General features: G+C 61.9%; 21 protein-coding genes. 8 read left to right on the top strand and 13 right to left on the bottom strand.

Annotation, left to right across the window (positions count from 1 at the left end; genetic code table 11):
- Nucleotides 1-355: 355 nt before the first annotated feature.
- Entirely contained in the window at nt 356-2,122 is a 1,767-nt protein-coding gene (locus BFP89_RS15595; protein WP_065886330.1) for an ABC transporter transmembrane domain-containing protein, read from the bottom strand.
- Between the two features lie 245 nt (nt 2,123-2,367).
- Here BFP89_RS15595 and BFP89_RS28955 point away from each other — a divergent pair, with 245 nt between their 5' ends.
- On the top strand, nt 2,368-2,541 hold the full coding sequence (locus BFP89_RS28955) for a PA1571 family protein (RefSeq protein ID WP_057722992.1): 174 nt from the start codon (nt 2,368-2,370) through the stop codon (nt 2,539-2,541).
- Between the two features lie 54 nt (nt 2,542-2,595).
- Here the strand turns inward: BFP89_RS28955 and pdxB are convergent, their stop codons facing one another.
- Nucleotides 2,596-3,738, bottom strand: a complete 1,143-nt coding sequence (gene pdxB, locus BFP89_RS15590; protein WP_065886329.1) for a 4-phosphoerythronate dehydrogenase PdxB — start codon at nt 3,736-3,738, stop codon at nt 2,596-2,598.
- Nucleotides 3,739-3,915: 177 nt separating this feature from the next.
- Between pdxB and BFP89_RS15585 the strand changes: the two genes are divergently transcribed.
- The gene (locus BFP89_RS15585; protein WP_065886328.1) at nt 3,916-5,319 is read left to right on the top strand and encodes an MATE family efflux transporter; all 1,404 of its coding nucleotides are present in this window, start codon (nt 3,916-3,918) and stop codon (nt 5,317-5,319) included.
- Between the two features lie 90 nt (nt 5,320-5,409).
- Here BFP89_RS15585 and tusA read toward each other — a convergent pair whose 3' ends face one another.
- A complete protein-coding gene (tusA, locus tag BFP89_RS15580; RefSeq protein ID WP_065886327.1) occupies nt 5,410-5,664 on the bottom strand; it encodes a sulfurtransferase TusA in 255 nt (84 codons plus the stop codon).
- A 126-nt stretch (nt 5,665-5,790) separates the two neighbouring features.
- On the bottom strand, nt 5,791-6,867 hold the full coding sequence (rlmM, locus tag BFP89_RS15575; RefSeq protein WP_065886326.1) for a 23S rRNA (cytidine(2498)-2'-O)-methyltransferase RlmM: 1,077 nt from the start codon (nt 6,865-6,867) through the stop codon (nt 5,791-5,793).
- A 191-nt stretch (nt 6,868-7,058) separates the two neighbouring features.
- Here rlmM and acnA point away from each other — a divergent pair, with 191 nt between their 5' ends.
- A complete protein-coding gene (gene acnA / locus BFP89_RS15570; RefSeq protein ID WP_065886325.1) occupies nt 7,059-9,800 on the top strand; it encodes an aconitate hydratase AcnA in 2,742 nt (913 codons plus the stop codon).
- A 130-nt stretch (nt 9,801-9,930) separates the two neighbouring features.
- On the opposite strand, the gene BFP89_RS15565 is transcribed toward acnA, so the two are convergent.
- Nucleotides 9,931-10,869: an aspartyl/asparaginyl beta-hydroxylase domain-containing protein gene (locus tag BFP89_RS15565; RefSeq protein ID WP_065886324.1), complete on the bottom strand. Its 939-nt coding sequence runs from the start codon at nt 10,867-10,869 to the stop codon at nt 9,931-9,933.
- A gap of 250 nt (nt 10,870-11,119) precedes the next feature.
- Nucleotides 11,120-12,094, bottom strand: a complete 975-nt coding sequence (gene cysK, locus BFP89_RS15560) for a cysteine synthase A (RefSeq protein ID WP_065886323.1) — start codon at nt 12,092-12,094, stop codon at nt 11,120-11,122.
- Nucleotides 12,095-12,219: 125 nt separating this feature from the next.
- Between cysK and BFP89_RS15555 the strand changes: the two genes are divergently transcribed.
- From BFP89_RS15555 to BFP89_RS15545, 3 genes are all read left to right on the top strand, one after another.
- Complete coding sequence (locus BFP89_RS15555; RefSeq protein ID WP_065886322.1) at nt 12,220-13,296, top strand: DUF748 domain-containing protein; 1,077 nt, start codon at nt 12,220-12,222, stop codon at nt 13,294-13,296.
- Nucleotides 13,297-13,445: 149 nt separating this feature from the next.
- Complete coding sequence (locus BFP89_RS15550) at nt 13,446-14,291, top strand: AAA family ATPase (protein WP_003189627.1); 846 nt, start codon at nt 13,446-13,448, stop codon at nt 14,289-14,291.
- Nucleotides 14,291-15,469, top strand: a complete 1,179-nt coding sequence (locus BFP89_RS15545) for a vWA domain-containing protein (RefSeq protein ID WP_065886321.1) — start codon at nt 14,291-14,293, stop codon at nt 15,467-15,469. Before BFP89_RS15550 ends, BFP89_RS15545 begins: the two co-directional genes overlap by 1 nt.
- A 32-nt stretch (nt 15,470-15,501) precedes the next feature.
- Here BFP89_RS15545 and BFP89_RS15540 read toward each other — a convergent pair whose 3' ends face one another.
- From BFP89_RS15540 to BFP89_RS15525, 4 genes are all read right to left on the bottom strand, one after another.
- On the bottom strand, nt 15,502-16,041 hold the full coding sequence (locus BFP89_RS15540; protein WP_065886320.1) for a hypothetical protein: 540 nt from the start codon (nt 16,039-16,041) through the stop codon (nt 15,502-15,504).
- Nucleotides 16,042-16,164: 123 nt separating this feature from the next.
- Complete coding sequence (locus BFP89_RS15535; RefSeq protein WP_065886319.1) at nt 16,165-17,073, bottom strand: 5-oxoprolinase subunit C family protein; 909 nt, start codon at nt 17,071-17,073, stop codon at nt 16,165-16,167.
- Nucleotides 17,070-17,774 carry a 5-oxoprolinase subunit B family protein gene (locus BFP89_RS15530; RefSeq protein WP_065886318.1) on the bottom strand — a complete coding sequence of 235 codons (705 nt, stop codon included), beginning with the start codon at nt 17,772-17,774 and terminating at the stop codon, nt 17,070-17,072. The genes BFP89_RS15535 and BFP89_RS15530 overlap by 4 nt, the downstream gene beginning before the upstream one ends.
- Nucleotides 17,771-18,511: a 5-oxoprolinase subunit PxpA gene (locus BFP89_RS15525; RefSeq protein ID WP_065886317.1), complete on the bottom strand. Its 741-nt coding sequence runs from the start codon at nt 18,509-18,511 to the stop codon at nt 17,771-17,773. Before BFP89_RS15525 ends, BFP89_RS15530 begins: the two co-directional genes overlap by 4 nt.
- A gap of 177 nt (nt 18,512-18,688) precedes the next feature.
- On the opposite strand from BFP89_RS15525, the gene BFP89_RS15520 reads away from it, so the two are divergent.
- Complete coding sequence (locus BFP89_RS15520) at nt 18,689-19,603, top strand: LysR family transcriptional regulator (RefSeq protein ID WP_065886316.1); 915 nt, start codon at nt 18,689-18,691, stop codon at nt 19,601-19,603.
- A 123-nt stretch (nt 19,604-19,726) separates the two neighbouring features.
- On the opposite strand, the gene BFP89_RS15515 is transcribed toward BFP89_RS15520, so the two are convergent.
- The 3 genes from BFP89_RS15515 to BFP89_RS15505 are packed head-to-tail and all read right to left on the bottom strand — an operon-like array spanning nt 19,727 to nt 21,614.
- Entirely contained in the window at nt 19,727-20,269 is a 543-nt protein-coding gene (locus tag BFP89_RS15515) for a DUF2937 family protein (protein WP_065886315.1), read from the bottom strand.
- A 10-nt stretch (nt 20,270-20,279) separates the two neighbouring features.
- The gene (locus tag BFP89_RS15510) at nt 20,280-21,056 is read right to left on the bottom strand and encodes a class II glutamine amidotransferase (protein WP_065886314.1); all 777 of its coding nucleotides are present in this window, start codon (nt 21,054-21,056) and stop codon (nt 20,280-20,282) included.
- A gap of 30 nt (nt 21,057-21,086) precedes the next feature.
- Nucleotides 21,087-21,614 (bottom strand): MFS transporter, encoded by a 528-nt coding sequence (locus BFP89_RS15505; RefSeq protein WP_065886313.1) that lies wholly within the window; start codon nt 21,612-21,614, stop codon nt 21,087-21,089.
- Between the two features lie 24 nt (nt 21,615-21,638).
- On the opposite strand from BFP89_RS15505, the gene BFP89_RS15500 reads away from it, so the two are divergent.
- Nucleotides 21,639-23,681, top strand: a complete 2,043-nt coding sequence (locus BFP89_RS15500) for a S9 family peptidase (protein ID WP_065886312.1) — start codon at nt 21,639-21,641, stop codon at nt 23,679-23,681.
- Nucleotides 23,682-23,693: the final 12 nt, after the last annotated feature.

The following is a 23,693-nucleotide window of genomic DNA, read 5'->3' as shown; positions in this document are numbered from 1 at the left end:
GCAAGAGCGTTTTGCTTACTTTTGCGCTTTTCAAAAGTGAGCCGCTGTAAAAGCGGAACCCTAAGTAGCCGTTACCGCAGAAACGGATATGTACCCGGTCTGATCCAACATCCCGGCCAGCCTAGAGACCGCCATCGGGGGCAAGTCGAATCGTCGCACCGCCCCTCCCACATTTGGATTGTGGAGCACCAGTAAGATACCTATAGGCTGCAGGGCCGCCACGGGAGCCAGCTCCCTCGCCACAGGTGCGGTGTCGCACCAAATTTGTGTAGATACCTATGCCCCGATAGCAGAATGTCAGTCAGCAGTTTCGTTGCTGACCCACCGCTATCGGGGGCAAGCCCCCTCCCACATGCTATTGGCGCGAGTGATCTGCACTGAACTGCAACGCCGCCAACCGCGCATACAGCGGATTGCTCGCAATCAACTGCTGATGCGTGCCCACGGCCACCAGTTTGCCCTGGTCCATCACCGCAATCCGGTCGGCGTTTTTCACCGTGGCCAGGCGATGCGCGATCACCAGGGTGGTACGGCCCTGCATCAATTGCGGCAGGGCTTGCTGGATCAGGTGTTCGCTCTGGGCATCGAGGGCGCTGGTGGCTTCGTCGAGCAGCAGGATAGGCGCATCCACCAGCAAGGCCCGGGCGATGGCCAGGCGTTGCCGCTGACCACCGGAGAGGCCCAGGCCACCGTCGCCCAGGTGGGTCTGGTAGCCGTCGGGCATTTGCAGGATGAAGTCATGGGCATGGGCGATACGCGCAGCGGCCTCGACCTGTTCGCGGGTGGCGGTGGGGTTGCCGTAGCGGAGGTTGTCTTCGATGCTGCCAAAAAACAGCGCCGGGCTCTGGGAGACCAGGGCAAAGTGGCGGCGCAGGTCCAGCGGGTCGAGTTCGGTCAGCGGCCTGCCTTCGAGCAGGATGCGGCCTTGCTGGGGGTCGTAGAAGCGCAGCAGCAGGTCAAAGAGCGTCGATTTGCCCGCGCCGGAAGGGCCCACCAGCGCGAGAGTTTCGCCGGGGTTGATCGTCAGGTTCAGGCCATCGATGGCGTAGCTGTCTGGCCGCGACGGGTAGCAAAAGCGCAGGTCCTCAAGCGTCATGCGCCCGCTGACACGCTCCGGCAAGCGTACGCTGCCGCTGGCCGGCGCCTGGATGTCGTTGCTCGACTGCAACAGCTCGCCAATTCGCTCCGCCGCACCGGCGGCCCGCTGCAATTCGCCAAGCACTTCGCTCAAGGTGCCGACGGCGCTGCCGACGATCAGGCTGTAGAACACGAACGCCGCCAGCTCACCGCCGGAAATGCGCCCGCTGATCACGTCCATGCCGCCCACCCACAACATCACGCCCACGGCGCCGAGCACCAGCATGATCACCAGGGTAATCAGCCAGGACCGCTGCAGGATGCGTTTGCGCGCGGTGGCAAACGCCTCTTCCACGGTCAGGGCAAAACGCTGTTCGTCCTGCGCCTGATGGTTATAGGCCTGCACGGTCTTGATCTGGCCAAGGGTCTCGGCCACGTAGCTGCCGACATCGGCGATGCGGTCCTGGCTCTGCCGCGACAGGCTGCGCACACGCCGGCCGAAGATCAGGATCGGCGCCAGCACCAGCGGCAACGCCACCACCACAATGCTGGTGAGCTTGGGGTTGGTGATGAACAGCAGCACGATACCGCCAATGACCATCAAGGCATTGCGCAGGAACAACGACAGCGATGAGCCGATCACCGATTGCAGCAAGGTGGTGTCGGTGGTCAGGCGTGACTGGATTTCCGAGCTGCGGTTGTTCTCGTAGAAACCGGGATGCAGGTAGATCAGGTGGTTGAACACTTGCCGGCGAATGTCCGCCACTACGCGCTCGCCGATCCACGACACCAGGTAGAAGCGCGTGAATGTGCCCACCGCCAGGCCCAGCACCAGCAGCATGAACAGGCCGATGGACTGGTTGAGCAGATGCGGTGACTGGGTCATGAAACCCTGGTCGACCAGCAGGCGAATGCCTTGCCCCATGGACAAGGTAATACCGGCGGTGACGATCAGCGCCAACAGGGCGCCCAGCGCCTGCCAGCGGTAGGGCGCGATAAAGCGGCTGGCCAGGCGGATCGCGCGGCGTTGACGGGTTGAGAACATACGGGCTTCACCACTGACGGAGTCTAACCCTCAACATTGGGGGAACTTGCGCAAATAACAATGAGTCAGGTTAATTATGCCCGCCGACAGAGGCCGCTAGAGGCTATCGGTCTAAGACTGATCTGGAAATATGTGCCGGTTTCTGGTGGACTGGGTGTCCGAACCGGTGAACGTGTATGGAGTTGTAACAGCTCGGTCACGCGGGGGAATTAAAGTAGGTACACAACCTGATGAGGAGACAGGCCATGACCTTGCAAAACAGCAGCAATGCCAAGATTGAAGTGATCCGCCAACCGCAGGAGCTGCCTTGCTCTTACATCGATGCCAAGGGCCGCGAAGTGCAGATTACCGAAGAAATGATCCAGCAAGCATGCAGCGAACTGGAACAGCGCCTGGTCAAGCCTGCGCAGCAAGGCTGAAACGCCCATGCTCTTTCAAACCCGGCCCAGGTGGCCGGGTTTTTTATCGGCTGTCTAAACGCAGACCGCTCCCAGTGCGGTCATGATGTTGGACAACACGGCCGACTCGCCGTTGATGCGCACCTTCAGGCCATCAATCTCGCGGCGCTCCGGGTAGTGCTTGCGCAATAAGTCAAAGGCCTTGCGCTGCTCGTCCACCGTTCCCACAAGGCTGCGACGCAAATCCGCATCATCGCGGCGCGGGTCGTACACGCTGCGGCACAGGGTCGCCAACGCCCAGGCCGGGTCGGTCGACGCGTTCAGGTGCACCTCGGCCAGCCACGGTTGCGGCAGCAGGTCGCTCAAGTGGATGCTCGGCTCCTGGCCCAGGTGGGCACAGAACGCCTGATAGACCTGCGCCGTGCCGCGCTGCTTGCCGTCGAGGCTGTAGCCGGCGATATGCGGGGTGGCCAGTACGCACAGGTCAGCCAGGTCGGCATCCACCTGCGGCTCGCCCTCCCACACATCCAGCACCGCTTGCAGATCTTCGCGCTCAAGTAATACGTCGCGCAGGGCGGCGTTATCCACCACCGCGCCTCGACTGGCGTTGATCAGCCAAGTGCCGGGCTTGAGTTGTTCCAGGCGCTGGCGATCAAACAGATGCCAGGTGGCGCCATTGCCGGACTTGATCAGCGGCGTGTGCAGGCTGATCACGTCGCATTGCTCGATGATCTGTTGCAGGCTCACGTAGTCGCCGTCTTCGGCGATCTGTCGTGGCGGGTCGCAGACCAGCACGTTCCAACCCAGGCCCTTGAGCACCTGGACCAGCCGCCCGCCGACCTCACCGGCGCCCACGATGCCATAGGTACGCCGGGTGAGGTCGGCTCCTTCGATTTCGGCCAGGGTCTGCAAGCTGCCCAGTACATAATCCACCACGCCCCGCGCATTGCAGCCGGGTGCGCTGGACCACTGGATACCGGCCTGGCGGAAATAATCAAGGTCCAGGTGATCGGTGCCGATGGTGCAGGTGCCGACAAAACCCACCTTCGAGCCCTCAAGCAGGGCGCGGTTGACGTTGGTCACCGAACGCACCAGCAGCACATCGGCCTGCTCCACTGTGGCGCGGTCAATCGAACGGCCGGGTACGCGGCGAATCTCGCCAAATCCCTGGAAAAATGCATCGAGCAGCGGAATATTTTCGTCGGCAACAATCAGCATGGCGGGCTCCTTTGGCGGATCAGCAGTGTACAGGCATGGGATTGAAGTGACACATGGGTTATGGGGGTGCCTGTGTAGTCGCATTACAAATCAGCAACACAGGTTTTTTCCTGACCGTTGCGTCAAGGCGTAGAATCCGCCGCCCTTGCGACTGCCTTTTTGATTGGACACCTGTACGTGAACACCGTGACCGCTACCCTCACCCGCCCCGCCCGCATCCGTCGGGAAGTGCGCGGCCTGCTGACACTGGCCCTGCCGATCATGATCGGCCAACTGGCAACCACCGCGATGAGCTTTGTCGACGCGGTGATGGCCGGTCGGGTCAGCCCCAAGGACCTGGCGGCAGTGGGCCTGGGTAACTCGATCTGGATCCCGGTGTACCTGCTGATGACTGGCACCCTGCTGGCCACCACGCCGAAAGTCGCGCAGCGCTACGGCGCGGGCAAGCTCAACGAAATCGGGCCTTTGGTGCGTCAGTCATTGTGGCTGGCCGTGGTGGTCGGCCTGTGCGGCGGCCTGTTGTTGCTGTGCGCCGAGCCGATACTGCATGCGATGAAGGTCGAGCCCGACCTGATCGAGCCGTCCATGGGCTATCTGCATGGCATCGCGGCCGGGATGCCGGCCATTGCGCTGTATTACGTGTTTCGCTGCTTCAGTGACGGCCTGGGCCGTACGCGGCCGAGCATGGTCATGGGCCTGATTGGCCTGGCGCTGAACATTCCGCTGAACTACATCTTCATCTACGGCCATCTCGGCCTGCCGGCCATGGGCGGCGTGGGGTGCGGCTGGGCCACGGCGATTGCAATGTGGGTAATGATGCTCGGCCTGGCCGGATGGACGCGCTGGGGCGCGGCGTATCAGAGCAGCGAATTGTTCAAGCGCTTCGACTGGCCACAATGGGCGGTGATCAAGCGCGTACTGGGGATCGGCCTGCCGATTGGCGTGGCGATCTTTGCCGAATCGAGCATCTTCGCGGTCATCGCCCTGCTGCTGGGCAACCTGGGCGCCACGGTGGTCTCCGGCCATCAGATCGCGCTGAATGTCAGCTCCCTGGTGTTCATGATTCCCTACTCCCTGAGCATGGCCGTCACCGTGCGCGTCGGCCAGGCCCTGGGCCGTGGCGAACCGCGTGAAGCACGCTTTGCCGCAGGCGTCGGCATGGGTACGGCGCTGGCCTATGCCTGCCTGTCCTGCAGCCTGATGCTGGTGTTTCGCGAACAGATTGCGGCGATCTACACCCCCGACCCGGTGGTGATCCACCTGGCATCGATGCTGATCGTGTTCTCGGCGCTGTTCCAGTTCTCCGACTCGATCCAGGTCACCGCCGCCGGTGCGCTGCGCGGCTATCAGGACACGCGGGTGACCATGCTGCTGACCTTGCTCGCCTACTGGGGCGTGGGGTTGCCGGTGGGTTACGCCCTGGGGCTGACCGACTGGCTGGGCGAACCCAGCGGCCCAAGCGGTTTGTGGCAGGGCCTGATCGTGGGCCTGAGTTGCGCGGCGGGCATGCTGCTGGTGCGCCTGGCGCGCAGTGCACGCCGACGCATCCGGGCAGGCAACGCGCTCACGCGCGCCCTGTAGGAGCGAGCTTGCTCGCGAAAAACCTGAGAACGCCGCGTTAAACCAGAAGCGCTGCGTGATCGTCAGCGTTTTTCGCGAGCAAGCTCGCTCCTACAGGGGTTCGGCGGCTTTCTTGCGGATCCAGTACAGGTACGTGCCGGCCTCTTCTTGTTGACTGACCAGTTCATGGTCAAGGAACACACAGAACTTGGGAATATCGCGGCGGGTCGACGGGTCGGTCGCGATCACCTTGAGCAAGCCGCCAGGCGGCAGGTCACGGATGTGCTGGTGCAGCATCATCACCGGCTCCGGGCAGTTGAGGCCGGTGGCGTCGAGGGTGCCGTCGACGGGCAATTCAAGACTCATACTTCACTCCTAAAACCAACCCGATCTCCTGTGGGAGGGGGCTTGCCCCCGATGACGGGGGCACATTCAACATCAATTTCGACAGTGATACCACTATCGCTGGCAAGCCAGTTCCCACATTGGATATCAGTGTCTCTTGGGTTTCTTTACGTCCACAAACCGGCGCAAGTGGCACGTCACTTCCTCACGGTCGTGGTACAGCTGCTTGCAGCCGATTTCCACACGAATGCCGCGGGCCTTGAAGCCCTCTTCGATGCGCTCAAGCAAACGCTTCACTTCGGCATAACGCTGCTTCATCGGCAACTTCAAGTTGACCACCGCCTCGCGGCAATGTCCCTCGCCGATCCAGGTTTCCAGCAACGCGGCGTTGCGCGCGGGCTTCTCGACGATGTCGCACACCATCCAGTCCACCGGCTGCTTGGGCACGAAGGTGAAGCCGTCGGCCATCAAGTGCTGCACCAGGCCAGTGTCCATCAGGCTTTCGGCCATGGGGCCGTTGTCGATGGCGGTCACCAGCATGCCCCGGTTGACCAGCTGCCAGGTCCAGCCGCCGGGGGCCGCGCCGAGGTCGACACCGGTCATGTCGCCGTGCAGGCGTTCGTCCCATTGCTCGCGGGGGATGAAGTGGTGCCAGGCCTCTTCCAGCTTCAAGGTCGAGCGGCTGGGCGCGTCACGCGGGAATTTCAAGCGCGGGATGCCCATGGGCCACATAGCCGAGTTGTTCGACTCGGCCAGGCCCATGAACACTTCGCGGCCGCTCTTGAACGTCAGCAGCAGGCGCGGCTTGCTCGGGTCGTCCACCAGCCGGCCGGCGTTAAGCAAGGCTTTGCGCAGGTGCACTTCGAATTTCTTGCAGAAGTTCGACAGTTCCTTGCCATCGTTGGTATCGACCATCTCCAGCCACAGGCTGCCGCACACCGGAAACGCGCGCAGGTGGGCGAGGATCACGCTGATGCGGTCGGTTTCCGGCAGGTCGATAAACACCCCGCGCGCCCACTGCCTTGGGAAGATCAGCTCGGCGAAGCGCTGGCCGTGCATCAGGCGCTGCGCGCCGTCTTCTTCAGTGCAGACAAATTCGGCGCAAGCGCTGCCGGTCTTGGCCTTGGCGTAGCCGGACACGTTCAGGCGCGCGGCGTGTTCCGCGATCTCGGAACAGACTTCGCCTTCAAAACCCGGGCGGCAGTGCATAAAAAGGGTGTTCAATTGAATCTCCTGGCAACTGGATTGCTCTATCGCAATACCTGTCATGAAAACGCGCGCATGATAGCCGAGTTCGGAACCTTGGACTCAGCGATAGAGTCCAGTTATTAGCCTGCTAATGAAAACAGCGCTAAGTTGAACGCTCTGTTCGTCCCGTCAGGTCCGTGGCCGTGCGGATCAAAAGGAGTCATGTAATGTCATCCCTCGATAGCCTGAGAACCCTTAAGACACTGCAAATAGACAGCAAGACCTACCACTACTTCAGCCTGCCCGAAGCCGCCAAGAGCCTGGGTGACCTGGACAAGCTGCCGATGTCGCTCAAAGTGCTGCTGGAAAACCTGCTGCGCTGGGAGGACAACAAAACCGTCACCGGCACCGACCTCAAGGCCATCGCGGCCTGGCTCAAGGAACGCCAGTCCGACCGCGAAATCCAATACCGCCCCGCCCGCGTGCTGATGCAGGACTTCACCGGCGTGCCCGCCGTGGTCGACCTGGCCGCCATGCGCGCCGCCGTAGCCAAGGCCGGGGGCGATCCGCAGCGCATCAACCCGCTGTCGCCGGTGGACCTGGTGATCGACCACTCAGTGATGGTCGACAAGTTCGGCAACGCCGACGCCTTCGAGCAGAACGTCGATATCGAAATGCAGCGTAACGGCGAACGCTACGCCTTCCTGCGCTGGGGCCAGAGCGCCTTCGATAACTTCAGCGTGGTGCCACCGGGCACCGGCATCTGCCATCAGGTCAACCTGGAATACCTGGGCCGCACCGTGTGGACCAAGGAGGAAGATGGCCGCACCTACGCCTTCCCCGATACCCTGGTAGGCACCGATTCCCACACCACCATGATCAACGGCCTCGGCGTACTCGGCTGGGGCGTGGGCGGGATCGAAGCGGAAGCGGCGATGCTCGGCCAGCCGGTGTCGATGCTGATCCCGGAAGTGATCGGTTTCAAGCTCACCGGCAAATTGAAGGAAGGTATCACCGCCACCGACCTGGTGCTGACCGTGACCCAGATGCTGCGCAAAAAAGGCGTGGTCGGTAAATTCGTCGAATTCTATGGCGACGGCCTGGCCGATCTGCCCCTGGCCGACCGTGCCACCATCGCCAATATGGCGCCGGAATACGGCGCCACCTGCGGCTTTTTCCCGGTCGACGAGGTAACGCTGGACTACCTGCGCCTGTCCGGTCGCCCCGCGGAAACCGTCAAGCTGGTCGAGGCCTACACCAAGGCCCAGGGTCTGTGGCGCAACGCCGGCCAGGAGCCGATCTTCACCGACACCCTGGCCCTGGACATGGGCAGCGTCGAAGCCAGCCTCGCCGGGCCGAAACGCCCGCAGGACCGCGTCGCCCTGCCCAATGTGGGCCAGGCGTTCAGTGATTTCCTCGACCTGCAATTCAAACCCACCAGCAAGGAAGAAGGCCGCCTGGAAAGTGAAGGCGGCGGTGGCGTCGCCGTGGGCAATGCCGACCTGGTGGGCGAAGCCGACTACGAATATGAAGGCAACACCTATCGCCTGAAAAACGGTGCCGTGGTCATCGCCGCCATTACGTCGTGCACCAACACCTCCAACCCCAGCGTGATGATGGCGGCCGGGCTGCTCGCGAAGAAGGCCGTGGAAAAAGGCCTGACGCGCAAACCGTGGGTCAAGAGTTCGCTGGCGCCGGGCTCGAAAGTGGTCACCGACTACTACAACGCGGCCGGCCTCACTCACTACCTGGACACACTCGGTTTCGACCTGGTGGGCTACGGCTGCACCACCTGCATCGGCAACTCCGGGCCGCTGCCCGAGCCGATTGAAAAAGCCATCCAGAAAGCCGACCTCACCGTGGCATCGGTGCTGTCCGGCAACCGCAACTTCGAAGGCCGTGTGCATCCGCTGGTGAAAACCAACTGGCTGGCCTCGCCGCCCCTGGTGGTGGCCTACGCGCTGGCCGGTACAGTGCGTATCGACATCAGCAGCGAACCACTGGGTAACGACCGGCAGGGCAACCCGGTGTACCTGAGGGACATCTGGCCCAGCAGCCAGGAGATCGCCGACGCGGTGGCCCAGGTCACCACGGGGATGTTTCACAAGGAATACGCCGAAGTCTTTGCCGGCGACGAACAGTGGCAGGCGATCGAGGTACCGCAGGCGGCGACCTACGTGTGGCAAGCGGATTCCACCTATATCCAGCACCCGCCGTTCTTCGACGATATTGCCGGCCCGCTGCCGGTGATCGAGGACGTCAAGGGCGCCAACGTGCTGGCCCTGCTCGGCGACTCGGTGACCACCGACCACATCTCCCCCGCCGGCAACATCAAGACCGACAGCCCGGCCGGGCGCTACCTGCGCGAGCAAGGCGTGGAGCCACGGGACTTCAACTCCTACGGCTCACGTCGCGGCAACCATGAAGTGATGATGCGCGGCACCTTTGCCAACATCCGTATCCGCAATGAAATGCTCGGTGGTGAAGAAGGCGGCAACACGCTGTATATCCCCACCGGCGAGAAGATGGCGATCTACGATGCCGCCATGAAGTACCAGGCATCGGGCACACCGTTGGTGGTGATCGCCGGCCAGGAATACGGCACCGGTTCGAGCCGCGACTGGGCGGCCAAGGGCACCAACCTGCTGGGGGTCAAGGCGGTGATCGCCGAGAGCTTCGAACGTATCCACCGCTCCAACCTGGTGGGCATGGGCGTGCTGCCGCTGCAGTTCAAGCTGGACCAGAACCGCAAGGCGCTCAAGCTTACCGGCAAGGAGAAGATCGATATCCTCGGGCTGACCGATGCCGAGATCGAGCCACGGATGAGCCTGACGCTGGTGATTACTCGGGAGGATGGCAGCAGCGAGAAGGTTGAGGTGCTGTGCCGGATTGATACCTTGAATGAAGTGGAATACTTCAAGGCGGGTGGGATTCTGCACTATGTATTGCGCCAGTTGATCGCCAGCTGAAGATCGCTGCAGATCAAATGTGGGAGGGGGCTTGCCCCCGATGGCAGTGGGTCAGCCAAAGATAAGCTGACTGATACACCGCTATCGGGGGCAAGCCCCCTCCCACATTGATGGCATTCCAGATTTCAGATCAGCCGAACAGCCACTTCCACAGCAGTACCAGAACAACCACCGCCAGCACCGGCCGCGCAATGCGGTAGGCCTTGGGATGCTTGCGCTTCCACTGCTTGACCTGGCCGCTGAACTTGTCGCTGAAGGTCTTGCTCCAGGCATACGCCTGGTTGATCCCGCCCACGCGCTCGTCGTCGAGATTCTGCGGCGCGGTCGCGCGTCCCAGTTGCTTGCTGACCCAACGGTTGATGCGGGTCATCAGGCGATTGCTCAACGGTCGCTCGATGTCACAGAACAGGATCACACGGGTCTTTTCAGTCTCGTTCTTCACCCAGTGCACGTAGGTTTCGTCGAACATCACGTCTTCGCCGTCGCGCCAGGCATACACCTGGCCGTCGACAAAGATGCGGCAGTCGTCGGAGTTCGGCGTGGACAGCCCCAGGTGATAACGCAAGGAGCCGGCGAAGGGGTCGCGGTGCGGGTTCAGGTGGCTGCCGCCCGGCAACAACGCGAACATTGCGCCCTTGACGTTGGGGATGCTGCTGACCAGCGCCACGGTTTTCGGGCACAGGGCCTCGGCCGATGGCAGCGGTTTGTCGTACCACTTGAGGTAGAAACGCTTCCAGCCCTTCTTGAAGAACGAACCGAAACCGGCATCGTTGTTCTTTTCGGCGGCGCGGATGTAGCCCTCGTCGAACAGGTGCATGGCCTCTTCGCGGATCACTTCCCAGTTGTCCTTGAGCACGTCCAGTTCCGGGAACTTGCTGCGGTCCAGGTAGGGCTTGGACGGCACTGCGGAAAACAGGTACATCAAGGCGTTATACGGGGCGAACAGCGCCGAATGGTTGACGAACTGACGCAACATCGGCAAACGGGCCTTGCCGCGCAGGTGCACATACAGCGTACTGCCGATAAACAGCAGCAACACCGACAGTTTGGCGGCCAAAGAAAAGGTCATGCAGCAACTCCTGAAAATAAGCGCCTGGCCAACAGCTTCCCGTCGCGGGGAAACCAGACGTAGCAGCCGGCCATGATAAACACTTGGCGCATTATGCAGAAGGCCCCTGCCGACCGGCTGACCTGGATCAACACGCCTTCCCCCTGTAGGAGCGAGCTTGCTCGCGAAGAACCTGAGAACGCCACGTTGAATCAGTAAACCCGCGTTATCGTTGACGTTCTTCGCGAGCAAGCTCGCTCCTACAGCCGATTCACGCCTGGTTTTCCTGGTCGGTGAACAGGTCACTGAACAGCATGCTCGACAGGTAACGCTCGCCCGAGTCCGGCAGAATCACCACGATGGTCTTGCCCTGCATTTCCGGTTTCTCGGCCAGGCGCACCGCCACGGCCATGGCGGCGCCGCAGGAAATGCCGCACAAAATGCCCTCTTCCTGCATCAAGCGCCGGGCCATGGCCTTGGATTCGTCGTCGGTGACCAGTTCCACACGGTCGACCATCGACAAATCGAGGTTTTTCGGCACAAAACCGGCGCCAATGCCCTGGATCTTGTGCGGGCTGGGCTTGATCTCTTCACCGGCCAGCGCCTGGGTAATCACCGGCGACACGGCGGGTTCCACCGCCACCGACAGGATCGGCTTGCCTGCGGTGTGCTTGATATAGCGCGACACACCGGTGATCGTGCCGCCGGTGCCCACGCCCGCCACCAGCACGTCCACGGCGCCGTCGGTGTCGTTCCAGATTTCCGGGCCGGTGGTTTTCTCGTGAATGGCAGGGTTGGCCGGGTTTTCGAACTGGGCCGGCATAAAGTAGGTGCTCGGGTCGCCGGCGACGATTTCGCCCGCTTTGTCGATGGCGCCCTTCATGCCCTTGGCCGGTTCAGTCAACACCAGCTCGGCGCCGAGGGCCTTGAGCACTTTACGGCGCTCGATGCTCATGGACGCGGGCATGGTCAGCAGCAGTTTGTAGCCCCGTGCCGCCGCCACGAACGCCAGGCCGATGCCGGTGTTGCCGGAAGTGGGTTCGACAATGGTCATGCCCGGCTTGAGCTTGCCGCTGCTTTCCGCGTCCCAGATCATGTTGGCGCCAATGCGGCACTTGACCGAGTAGCCGGGGTTACGCCCCTCGATCTTGGCCAGGATGGTGACCCCGCGCGGTGCGATGCGGTTGATCTGCACCAGGGGCGTATTACCGATGGAGTGCGCGTTGTCTGCAAAAATGCGGCTCATGACGGGTCCTGTTTGGCAATGTCGGAAAGGCCCCAAGGGTATGCCTCGTGCCACTATGCGTCCAGTCGCAGGAACGTTGCGCCGCTTGCAGCAGTCCATCTCCTACGAGCAAGGAGAACTGCCCCATGAAACGTCGCTACAGTTGGCCGCTCTGGACCGTCGCCGGGCTGGTGCTGGTCCTGGTTGCCGCAAACATCGCGCTGCCTTACCTGGTGCGCAACTACCTGAATGAAAAGCTCGCCGACATGGGCGATTACCGTGGCGAAATTGCCGATGTGGACCTGGCCTTGTGGCGAGGCGCCTACCGGATCAACGGGCTGCAAATCGTCAAGGTGGACGGCAAGGTGCCGGTGCCGTTCGTCAAGGCACCGCTGATCGAGTTCGCGGTGAGCTGGCATTCACTGTGGTACGACCATGCCGTCGTAGCCGAAGGGCATTTCGTACGCCCGGAAATCAACTTCGTCGACGGCGGCGCCAACAAGCAGGCGTCCCAGACCGGTAAGGGCACCGACTGGCAGGAACAACTGAGCAAGTTGTTGCCGATCACCCTCAACGAAGTGCGCATCGAAGACGGCAAGATCGCCTTTCATAACTTCAGTTCCAAGCCTGAGGTGAATATCAACGCCACCGGGGTCAATGCCAGTCTCTACAACCTGACCAACGTGGTGGACGTTGAGGGCAAGCGCGACGCGCGCTTCGAGGGCAAGGCGCTGCTGCAAGGCCAGGCGCCGCTGGAAGCCAGCGCGACCTTTGATCCGCTGAGTGATTTCGAAGAGTTCGAGTTCCGCTTTCGTGCCCGCGACCTGCAACTCAAGCGCATGAATGACTTCGCCTCGGCTTACGGCAAATTCGACTTCAAGGCCGGTACCGGCGACGTGGTCATCGAAGCCCAGGCCGAAAAAGGCCAATTGCGCGGCTACATCAAGCCACTGCTGCGCGATGTCGAAGTCTTCGACTGGCAGCAGGATGTGGAAAACAAAGACAAGAACATCTTCCGCTCGATCTGGGAGGCTGTGGTCGGCGCCAGCGAGACGGTATTGAAGAACCAGCGCAAGAACCAGTTCGCGACCCGGGTTGAACTGAGCGGCAGCGTGCACCAGCAGAATGTCAGTGCGTTTTCAGCAGTTATTGCCATTCTGCGCAACGGCTTTATCCAGGCCTTCAATGCCCGCTATGAACAACCCAAGCCCAGTGCCGATTAGAACTGTGGGAGCAAGCCCCCTCCCACATTTACCCCATTGGCCGGGAGATTGAAGTGACCGGCCATTCAGAGACTGAATAACCCGTCTGCGTTCACAGTCGCCGGGGCTGCGCGGTATAGTCGGGCATTGATGAATTCGAGGAATGACCGATGAAGTTCGAAGGCACCCAGGCCTATGTGGCTACCGATGACCTGAAACTGGCCGTCAACGCCGCCATCACCCTGGAGCGGCCGCTGCTGGTCAAGGGCGAACCGGGCACCGGCAAGACCATGCTTGCCGAGCAACTGGCCGAGTCCTTCGGCGCCAGGTTGATCACCTGGCACATCAAGTCCACCACCAAGGCCCACCAGGGTCTCTACGAGTACGACGCGGTCAGCCGCCTGCGCGACTCGCAACTGGGCGTGGACAAAGTGCATGACGTGCGCAACTACCTGAAAAAGGGCAAGCTCTGGGAGGCTTTCGAGTCCGAAGAGCGAGTGATCCTGCTGATCGATGAAATCGACAAGGCCGACATCGAGTTCCCCAACGACCTGTTGCAGGAACTCGACAAGATGGAGTTCTACGTCTACGAAATCGACGAGACCATCAAGGCCAAAAAACGCCCGATCATCATCATTACCTCCAACAACGAGAAAGAGCTGCCGGACGCCTTCCTGCGCCGCTGCTTCTTCCATTACATCGCCTTTCCCGACCGCACGACCCTGCAGAAAATCGTCGATGTGCACTATCCGGACATCAAGAAAGACCTGGTCAGCGAAGCGCTGGATGTGTTCTTTGACGTGCGCAAGGTGCCGGGCCTGAAGAAAAAGCCCTCCACGTCCGAACTGGTCGACTGGCTGAAGCTGCTGATGGCCGACAACATCGGCGAAGCGGTGCTGCGCGAACGCGACCCGACCAAGGCCATCCCGCCGCTGGCCGGTGCGCTGGTGAAGAACGAGCAGGACGTGCAGTTGCTGGAACGTCTGGCATTCATGAGCCGTCGCGGTAATCGATAATGTTGCTCAACCTGTTCAATGAAATGCGTGCCGCCAAGGTGCCCGTGTCGGTGCGAGAGCTGCTCGACCTGATCAATGCGCTCAAACAGCGCGTGACCTTCGCCGACATGGACGAGTTCTACTACCTGGCCCGGGCGATCCTGGTCAAGGACGAGCGGCATTTCGACAAGTTCGACCGGGCCTTCGGTGCGTACTTCAACGGCCTGGAAAAGCTCGATGACCACTTGCAGGCGCTGATCCCCGAAGACTGGCTGCGCAAGGAGTTCGAACGCTCGCTGAGCGATGAGGAGCGCGCGCATATCCAGTCCCTCGGCGGCCTCGACAAACTGATCGAGGAATTCAAAAAGCGCCTGGAAGAACAGAAGGAACGTCACGCCGGCGGCAACAAGTGGATTGGCACCGGCGGCACCAGCCCCTTCGGTTCCGGTGGCTACAACCCCGAAGGCATCCGCGTGGGCGATGCCGGCAAGCGCCAGGGCAAGGCGGTCAAGGTCTGGGACCAGCGCGAGTACAAGAACCTCGACGACCAGGTTGAGTTGGGCACGCGCAATATCAAGATCGCCCTGCGCCGCCTGCGCAAGTTTGCCCGCCAGGGCGCGGCCGAAGAGCTGGACATCGACGGCACCATCGACCACACCGCACGCGACGCCGGGCTGCTGAATATCCAGATGCGTCCTGAGCGGCGCAATACCATCAAGCTGTTGTTGCTGTTCGACATCGGCGGCTCGATGGACGCCCACGTGAAAATCTGCGAAGAACTGTTCTCGGCGTGCAAAACCGAGTTCAAGCACCTGGAGTACTTCTACTTCCACAACTTCGTCTACGAGTCGGTGTGGAAGAACAACCAGCGGCGCACCTCGGAACGCACCTCCACCCAGGATGTGCTGCACAAATACGGCGCCGATTACAAAGTGATTTTCATCGGCGATGCGTCCATGGCGCCCTATGAGATCACCCAGGCCGGCGGCAGCGTCGAGCACTGGAACGAGGAGCCTGGGTATGTGTGGATGCAGCGGTTCATGGCCAAGTACAAGAAACTGATCTGGATAAACCCCTATCCCAAGGATACTTGGGGCTACACGGCATCGACGGCGATTGTGCGGGAGTTGGTGGAGGATCAGATGTATCCGCTGACACTTCGCGGGTTGGAAGAAGGCATGCGCTTTCTGTCGAAGTAGCTTGTAGCCGCACAGCGGCTACAGGCTCGCCATCAGCAGCGCCCGGCGTCGATCCAGCCGAACTTCAGAAACAGCGCGCAGAACTGTTTGACCAACTCAGCGTCCTGCCTGTTGGTCTTACCGTCGTTATTGACGTCCTGATTGATCACACTCCCGCCAAGGCCATTACCATCGGCATAAATGGCTGCGGTGTAGGCGATGCTTTCATCGGTCGGTGCCCCCTCGCCTTGATGAAAATGCAGCCGCACGGTGTCAGGCACGCCGTTGTCATCAAAATCCTGGGCAAATACCTTCAAATATTTATCGAACGGTGCATCGAGACTGAACCAGTTGAACGCAAGGAACAGCTGGGCCAACTCAATCGCCTGTGCACGGTCGAGAGCATCGACGACGCCGTCCTGGTTCACATCATCGGCGATCACCCAGTCCAACTTCCCATCATCGGTGATATCGAATGTCGTGGCCTGATGAACGAGTGTCGGCGCGCGGGTATCGTCGTGAAACTCAAGCGTCACCACATCAGGCACGTCGTTATCGTATACGTCCTGTGCGTAGATCTTCATGTAGCGCATGTTGAATCCTGATAGCAAATGAACCACCAAGCCTTTCATGCGCCTGCTTGTGAACCAATACGGCGATGGATTTAAGTCACGTGGGATAAATCCTGTACTGTCGTTGCCGCACGGCCTCAGCGATCAACTGAGCCGGCGTAGAAAGTCGAGGTGCTGGCGATGCGCCGTCTCTTGCACCACGGGCGCCAACCGTACCTTCTCGCCTGGAAGACACTGCGCCAGTCGTGCCAGCGCCAAGGGCGTCAACGCCCCCAGACGCGGATAGCCGCCAATGGTCTGCCGATCATTGAGCAACACAATCGGCTGCCCGTCCGGCGGTACCTGGATGGCGCCCAAGGGAATACCTTCGGAAATCAACGATGGCCCCTGGTACTGCAGCGGCGTGCCCAGCAAGCGCATGCCCATGCGGTCGGCGCGGCTGTCCAGGGCCCATTCGGTGTTGAACGCATCGAACAGGCTTTGGCCGCTGAACCGACCGATCTGAGCGCCGACGATCACGTCCAGTGATGCACCGGATTGCAAATCCGGCTTGGCCAGCACCTTCATTGCGCCGCCCGTACCGGAATAAGCCAGGCGCCCGCCTTCAGCCAACGCCTTGCCGAAACCGTCTACGCCACCCAGTTCCTCACGTACTACGGTGGCGCAACTGCCCAACACATCCGGCGCGTCGAACCCGCCCGGTGCCGCCAGGTAAGCCCGCGCGCCTTTGAACGGCTGGGTGAAGCGCAGCCGCTGGCCCTTTTGCAGGATAAAGCTGCGCCCCGGGCTGATCGCACGTTCATCAATGAAGGCGCCCAGGTCCGCACCGGCCAGGGCCAACAAACAGTAGTCCTCGGCCTGCACGGTAAAACCGCCCAGGGTAATTTCTATTACCGGCGCATCCAGGGCATTGTCCAGCAGCCAATTGGCCCATGACATCGACACCCAATCCAGCGCCCCGCCCTGGGTCACGCCAAGGTGGCGTACGCCGAAACGACCGGCGTCCTGCAACAGGCACAGCGGTGTGCTGGCCTCAATGATCAAGCGGCTCATGCGTGCGCCTCCAGAGGCGTGTCATCGCCGCCCAGGTTGACGAACTCAGCGTGGCCGACCGCCTCGAAACGCACCGTATCGCCGGGCTGCATCAGGCTGTAGCCGTCGCGTTCGCGGTCGAACAGTGTGACCGGGGTGCGCCCGATCAGGTTCCAGCCGCCGGGGGATACGACCGGATAGGCGGCGGTTTGCCGCTCGGCGATGCCCACGCTGCCGGCTGACACGCGTTTGCGCGGGGTGTTGAGACGCGGCGTGGCGAGGATCTCGTCCACCAGTCCCATAAAGGCAAAACCGGGGGCGAAACCCAGGGCGAACACTTGATACAGGTGGTCGCTGTGGCGACGAATCACCTCATCCACAGCCAGTCCGCTGCGCCGGGACAGCAAGGTCAACTCCGGGCCGACACTGAGGTCGTACCACACCGGCAGCACATGGCACCGGCCAGCGCCCTGCGCCTGGGGTTGCAGGTCGGTCAGGGCATGCTCGATCAACGCCCGGGCCTGGGTCGGGGTCAACGCCGTGAGGTCGTAATGCACCATCAAGGTGGTGTAGGACGGCACCAGGTCCACCAACGCTGCGCCGAACCCGCTGCGCAGACGCTCGGTGGCGGCGAGCATCCACGGCATGTTGGCTTCGGCAATCGCGTCAAACAGGCGCACCATCAGGCAGTCGATGGCCACCACTTCAATCCGTGGTTTCATGCTGGCTTCAACGCTTGGCGAATACGCTGCACCGCCGCGACCGAGCTGGCGTTGTCGCCATGCACGCATAAGGTATTGGCCTGCAGCACCAACGCGCTGCCATCGCTGGCGACCAGCGGCTCACCACGGGAAAGGGTCAGGGCCTGCCGGACGATGGTCTCGGCGTCATGATGCACCGCGCCCGGCAACTGGCGCGAAACCAGATGGCCCCGGCTGTCATAGGCGCGGTCGGCGAAGGCCTCGAACCACAGGGTCACGCCGTATTCATCGCCCAGGGCCTGGGCCGCGCTGTTGTCGCGCGTGGCCAGCAGCATCAGCGGCAGGTCGCCATAGGCCGCCACGGCCTGGATCACCGCACGCAGTTGGGCGGGGTTGGCCATCATGTCGTTGTACATCGCACCATGGGGTTTCACGTAGCTGACGCGCCCGCCTTGTGCGCGGCAGATGCCGTCCAGCGCACCGATCTGGTAGTGCATCAGGTCCTGGATTTCCTGGGGGGTGTACTGCATGGAGCGGCGGCCGAAACCTTGCAGGTCCTGATAGGCCGGGTGCGCGCCCACTTGCACGCCATGCTTGAGTGCCAGGCGGACGGTCTTGCGCATGATGCTCGGGTCGCCGGCATGGAAGCCGCACGCCACGTTGGCGCAGTCGATGAACGGCATGACTTGGGCGTCCAGACCCAGGGTCCAGTTGCCGAAGCTTTCGCCGATGTCGCAATTCAATAGCAGGCGGCTCACGGGGTCGCTCCTGTAGGCTTTGTTTTTTTGTAGTGTGGGATCTTTTACCAACATCTCGCAACGATGTTGTCCTGAACCCCAACGACGCTTATCGTGGAACGGCTCGATTTTTGGCGCCGGCACGCCGCGGCGTCCAACTAATAAAAACCGATCCATGCATAAGAAAAAGTTGATCCCATGAATTTGAAGTTCCTCGAAACCTTCGTCTGGGTGGCCAAGCTCAAGAGTTTCCGCCTGACCGCCGAAAAGCTGTTCACCACCCAGGCGTCGATCTCCAGCCGCATTGCGGTGCTGGAGAGCGAGTTGGGGGTGAAGCTGTTTCTGCGCGATTCGCGAGGCGTGAGCCTGACCCCGGAAGGCTTGAAGGTGCTCGATTATGCCGAGCAGATGATGGTGACCCTGCAGGGCTTGAAGCAGTCCCTGGAAACCACCAGCAGCAAGGTCGGACGGATTCGGATCGGCGCAATGGACACCGTGATCCACACCTGGCTCAGCCCGTTGGTCGCTGAACTGATGACCCTGTTCCCGCGGGTTGAAATCGAATTGGTCGCCGATACTGCGCTGAACCTTAGCGATCAGCTGCAAAAAGGCTTCCTGGACCTGATCCTGCAAACCGACCTGCTGCGCCTTGAGAGCGTGCGCAGCCTGGAACTGGGCAGCCACCCCATGGCCTGGATTGTCGCCAGCCAGTCGATCTATAACCGCGATTACGCCTCCCTCGCCGAACTGGCCCAGGAACGCATCATCACCTACTCGAAAAACTCCTGTCCCCATCAGGATGTATTGAGTTTGATGCAGGCCAACGGCGTCGCCGCACCGCGCATGAACTGCGTCAACTCGGTATCAGCCATTACCCGGCTACTACGCGATGGCTTCGGCATTGGCGCGCTGCCGCCGGTGCTGGTCAGCGAAGAGCTGGCACGGGGGGAACTGGTAATGCTGGCGATGGCGCAGCAACTGCCGAACCTGCAGGTGGTGGTGTCGTGGCGCGTGGGGGTGGAGTTGGTGGAGGAGATTGTGGGGTTGTGCCAGAAGGTCGTCGCCCGCTATGCCGAGGAAGTCGGTAAAGAGCGGATGGTACTGAGCAACTGACTGAACCGGGTCCAAATGTGGGAGGGGGCTTGCCCCCGATCGCGGTGAGTCAGCTAAACATATGTTGGCTGACACACTGCCATCGGGGGCAAGCCCCCTCCCACACTGGATTTTTGTCAGGACTTAGAGCCCTTTCAAATCCCGCTCTTCAATCGGCCGGCTCTGGCGCAGGCGCCGGCCGCCCAGCACCACCCAGTCGATCAGGCGATACAGACATTCGATACCGAACGACAGCAGCATCGCCCCGCCCAGGCCCCAGCCCATGGCCTCGGGCGTCAGCAGGATCTGGTAGCTGTAGCCATTCCAGGTTTCCAGGCGAATATCCGGATCAGCCGCCACCGCCACCTGCAGGGCGCGGATGTACCAGGGGCCCTGCATGGCCTGGAATTGCTTGTCCAACGCCAACTGACGGTCAAGCATCGCGCCCAGGCTGCTGGCGTCGCTTTGGAAGACCGGGTCATCGCTGGCACGGTAATGCGCCACCAGGGCTTGCATGTCACCGTTGAAGAACTGCTGCGCGGTGGACTCGAACCCGCGCAGGCCCGTCTGGGCCTCGATCAGGTGGGCTTCGACGCGCTTGGCGTAATCGTTGATGAACCCCGGCACTTGCACGCCGACCAACAAGCCTATGGCAAACAGCACCAACCGCAGATAGCTGAGCAACATGGTCGATTCCTTATTCGGTAACGCCCTGGCTGACGCATTCTCCGCGTCGCCACAGGCTCCATTGGCCCGGTTCGTAGCGGGTCCAGTTTTCGTTGTCGGTCAGCGGTTCGGTGGCGATGACCGTTACCACGTCGTTGGGGGTGGTTTCGGCCTGAAAATCGACGATCACGTCGACATCTTTCAAGCGAGCCGGGCCGAAGGGCGCGCGCCGGGTAATCTGCGCCAGTTTGGTCGAGCAATAGCAAAACAGCCAGTCGCCATCGCTGAGCAGGCAGTTGAACACGCCTTTGCTGCGGTATTCGGCGCAGGCGGCGATCAGGTCCGGCAGCATCTGCTCGATATCCACCGGCTCCGGGAAGGCTTCGCGCACGCGGTTGAGCAAGTCGCAGAACGCCGCTTCACTGTCGGTGTCGCCCACCGGCCGGTAGAAGGTGGCGCGGGGGCTGAAGTCGGCCAGTTGGCCATTGTGCGCAAAACACCAGTTGCGCCCCCACAGTTCGCGCACGAACGGGTGGGTATTGGCCAGGCTCACCTTGCCCACATTGGCCTGGCGGATATGGCCGATCACCACTTCGCTCTTGATGGGATAGCGCTGCACCAGCAGGGCGACTTCCGACTCGCTGCTCGCGGCCGGGTCCTGGAACAGCCGCAGGCCACGGCCTTCGTAGAAGGCGATGCCCCAACCGTCGCGGTGCGGGCCGGTTCGCCCGCCCCGCTGCATCAGCCCGGTGAAGCTGAACACGATATCGGTGGGGACGTTGGCACTCATGCCCAATAATTCACACATGCCGGGGCTCTCGCTGCAGGGCGGACAACGTTAAAGGCGCGGTTCGACCCGCATGCCGGGGGCGGGAGCCGGGCGACGGAACGGTTCGTCTTCCTCCGGCTCCGCGGCCAGCGCGGCATCCGTGGCGGCCTTGCGCTCACGGCGGGCGTTGGCGGCGCGCTCGATGGGCCAGCGGATCAGCACGAACACGATGTACAGCGCAAACACGATCATGGTGTACATGAACAGGTCGGAGATGGCGCGCCAGGCGTTATTGCCGACCTTGAGCAGCAGGTCCAGGGCAGTGATCGCCACGGCCGGGGCGAACTGGGTCTTGATCGGGTCGACGATGGTGGGGCTGAGCAACAGCACTGCCATCAGTAACTGCAACGGCTCACGCAACCAGCGCCAGATCCAGCGGGTCATGCGCCACCACACCAACAGGCAGCCCAAAGCGGCGAAGGCGTAAAGGCCCCAAGCGGTCAGATAGTCGTTCTCGGTCATGGTGTCCATGGCAAGGCTGGCAAAGAGGCGGCTATGATAACGGCTTTTGCGTGTCGCGGCTGCAATGCCGGCCACCGTCCGCCCGATAGAGAATTATCCATGCCTATTTCGACCGCACCGATTGCCCGCAAAGCCCCAGGTTCAGACCCGTACGCCTGGCTGCAGGAACGTGACAGCCCTGAGGTGCTCGATTACCTCAAGGCGGAAAACGCCTGGCAGGAGACCCAACTGGCCGACCAGCAGGCACTGCGCGACACTCTGTTCGAAGAGATCAAGGGCCGTATCCTGGAAACCGACTTGTCCCTGCCCTCCCCTTGGGGCCCGTACCTGTACTACACGCGCACCACCGCCGGTGACGAATACGCGCGTCACTACCGCTGCCGGCGCCCGGCCGATGACAGCAACCAGGTGGATGAGCGCAGCGAAGAACTGCTGCTGGACCCGAACGTGCTGGCCAATGGCGGCTTTTTCTCCCTCGGCGCGTTCAGCATCAGCCCCGACCATCAGCGCCTGGCCTACAGCCTCGACACCACCGGTGAAGAGATCTACACCCTGTACGTGAAGGAATTGGCGACCGACAAGGTCAGTGAGCTGGCATTCGACGACTGCGACGGCAGCATGACCTGGGCCAACGACAGCATCACGCTGTTTTTCGGCGAACTGGACGACACTCATCGGCCGCACAAGCTTTACCGCTACCGCCTGGACGGCACTGCGGCGCAGGAAGTGTTCCACGAACCCGACGGACGCTTCTTCTTGCATTGCTACCGCTCCAGCTCCGAGCGCCAGTTGCTGTTGGCCCTGGGCAGCAAGACCACCAGCGAGATCTGGGCCCTCGACGCCGACCAGCCGCACCTGGACTTCACCTGCCTGGCGCCGCGGGTGGAAGATCACGAATACGATGTCGACCACGGCCAGTTGAACGGCCAGTGGACCTGGTTTATCCGCAGCAACCGCGACGGTATCAACTACGCGCTGTTCGTCGCGCCTGACACCGGCACGCCCCCGACCGAAGCCGACTGGCAGAACCTGATCCCCCACAGCGACGAGGTAATGCTCGACGGCGTCAGCCTCAACGCCAGCGCCATGACCCTGAGCCTGCGCATCGGCGGCCTGCCGGTGATCGAAGTGCACCCCGAGGGCGTACCGGCCTATCGCGTGGAACTGCCTGACGCGGCTTACAGCCTTTACGTACAGAACAGCCTGGAATTTGCCAGCGACAGGATTCGCCTGCGCTATGAAGCGCTGAACCGTCCGGCCCAGGTGCGCCAGTTGGAACTGGCCAGCGGGGCACAGCAGGTGCTCAAGGAAACCCCGGTACTCGGTGAGTTCAACGCCGACGATTACGTCAGCCAGCGTCTGTGGGCCACGTCCGCCGACGGTACCCAGGTGCCGATCAGCCTGGTGGTCAAGCGTGACCAGCTCGGCCAGCCGACGCCGCTGTACCTGTATGGCTACGGCGCGTATGGATCAAGCCTGGACCCATGGTTCTCCCATGCACGCCTGAGCCTGCTGGACCGAGGCGTGGCGTTTGCCATCGCGCATGTGCGCGGCGGTGGCGAGCTGGGTGAAGCCTGGTACCGCAACGGCAAGCAGGAACACAAACAGAACACCTTCAGCGATTTCATCGCCTGCGCCGAACACCTCATCGCCCAGGGCCTGACCACCTCCAGGCAATTGGCGATCAGCGGCGGCAGCGCCGGCGGCCTGTTGATCGGTGCGGTGCTCAACCAACGCCCGGAGCTGTTCCAGGCGGCGATCGCCGAAGTGCCGTTTGTCGATGTGCTCAACACCATGCTCGACCCGGAACTGCCGCTGACCGTCACCGAGTACGACGAATGGGGCAACCCGCAGGAGCCCGAGGTGTATGCGCGCATCAAGGCCTATGCGCCGTACGAAAACGTGCGTGCCCAGGCCTACCCGCACATGCTGGTGATTGCCGGTTACAACGACAGTCGCGTGCAGTACTGGGAAGCGGCCAAGTGGGTGGCCAAACTGCGCGACACGAAGACGGACGACAACCTGCTGCTGCTCAAGACCGAGCTGGGCGCCGGTCACGGCGGCATGAGCGGTCGTTACCAGGGATTACGTGACGTAGCGCTCGAATATGCCTTCGTGTTCAAGGCCCTCGAGCTGATTTAGGAACGTATGATT

Source organism: Pseudomonas sp. 31 R 17 (assembly GCF_900004915.1).
GTDB classification, from domain to species: Bacteria; Pseudomonadota; Gammaproteobacteria; order Pseudomonadales; family Pseudomonadaceae; genus Aquipseudomonas; species Aquipseudomonas orientalis_A.
This window is presented reverse-complemented; position numbering and strand designations above follow the sequence as displayed.

What these genes read in the sequence shown, in the direction of transcription:
- BFP89_RS15510 (WP_065886314.1), bottom strand. Translation starts at nt 21,056, where the DNA reads ATGTGTGAATTATTGGGCATGAGTGCCAACGTCCCCACCGATATCGTG.
- BFP89_RS15520 (WP_065886316.1), top strand. Translation starts at nt 18,689, where the DNA reads ATGAATTTGAAGTTCCTCGAAACCTTCGTCTGGGTGGCCAAGCTCAAG.
- tusA (WP_065886327.1), bottom strand. Translation starts at nt 5,664, where the DNA reads ATGAGTCTTGAATTGCCCGTCGACGGCACCCTCGACGCCACCGGCCTC.
- BFP89_RS15515 (WP_065886315.1), bottom strand. Translation starts at nt 20,269, where the DNA reads ATGTTGCTCAGCTATCTGCGGTTGGTGCTGTTTGCCATAGGCTTGTTG.
- BFP89_RS28955 (WP_057722992.1), top strand. Translation starts at nt 2,368, where the DNA reads ATGACCTTGCAAAACAGCAGCAATGCCAAGATTGAAGTGATCCGCCAA.
- BFP89_RS15545 (WP_065886321.1), top strand. Translation starts at nt 14,291, where the DNA reads ATGTTGCTCAACCTGTTCAATGAAATGCGTGCCGCCAAGGTGCCCGTG.
- BFP89_RS15555 (WP_065886322.1), top strand. Translation starts at nt 12,220, where the DNA reads ATGAAACGTCGCTACAGTTGGCCGCTCTGGACCGTCGCCGGGCTGGTG.
- BFP89_RS15500 (WP_065886312.1), top strand. Translation starts at nt 21,639, where the DNA reads ATGCCTATTTCGACCGCACCGATTGCCCGCAAAGCCCCAGGTTCAGAC.
- BFP89_RS15550 (WP_003189627.1), top strand. Translation starts at nt 13,446, where the DNA reads ATGAAGTTCGAAGGCACCCAGGCCTATGTGGCTACCGATGACCTGAAA.
- pdxB (WP_065886329.1), bottom strand. Translation starts at nt 3,738, where the DNA reads ATGCTGATTGTTGCCGACGAAAATATTCCGCTGCTCGATGCATTTTTC.
- BFP89_RS15535 (WP_065886319.1), bottom strand. Translation starts at nt 17,073, where the DNA reads ATGAGCCGCTTGATCATTGAGGCCAGCACACCGCTGTGCCTGTTGCAG.
- cysK (WP_065886323.1), bottom strand. Translation starts at nt 12,094, where the DNA reads ATGAGCCGCATTTTTGCAGACAACGCGCACTCCATCGGTAATACGCCC.
- BFP89_RS15595 (WP_065886330.1), bottom strand. Translation starts at nt 2,122, where the DNA reads ATGTTCTCAACCCGTCAACGCCGCGCGATCCGCCTGGCCAGCCGCTTT.
- BFP89_RS15530 (WP_065886318.1), bottom strand. Translation starts at nt 17,774, where the DNA reads ATGAAACCACGGATTGAAGTGGTGGCCATCGACTGCCTGATGGTGCGC.
- BFP89_RS15540 (WP_065886320.1), bottom strand. Translation starts at nt 16,041, where the DNA reads ATGCGCTACATGAAGATCTACGCACAGGACGTATACGATAACGACGTG.
- acnA (WP_065886325.1), top strand. Translation starts at nt 7,059, where the DNA reads ATGTCATCCCTCGATAGCCTGAGAACCCTTAAGACACTGCAAATAGAC.
- BFP89_RS15565 (WP_065886324.1), bottom strand. Translation starts at nt 10,869, where the DNA reads ATGACCTTTTCTTTGGCCGCCAAACTGTCGGTGTTGCTGCTGTTTATC.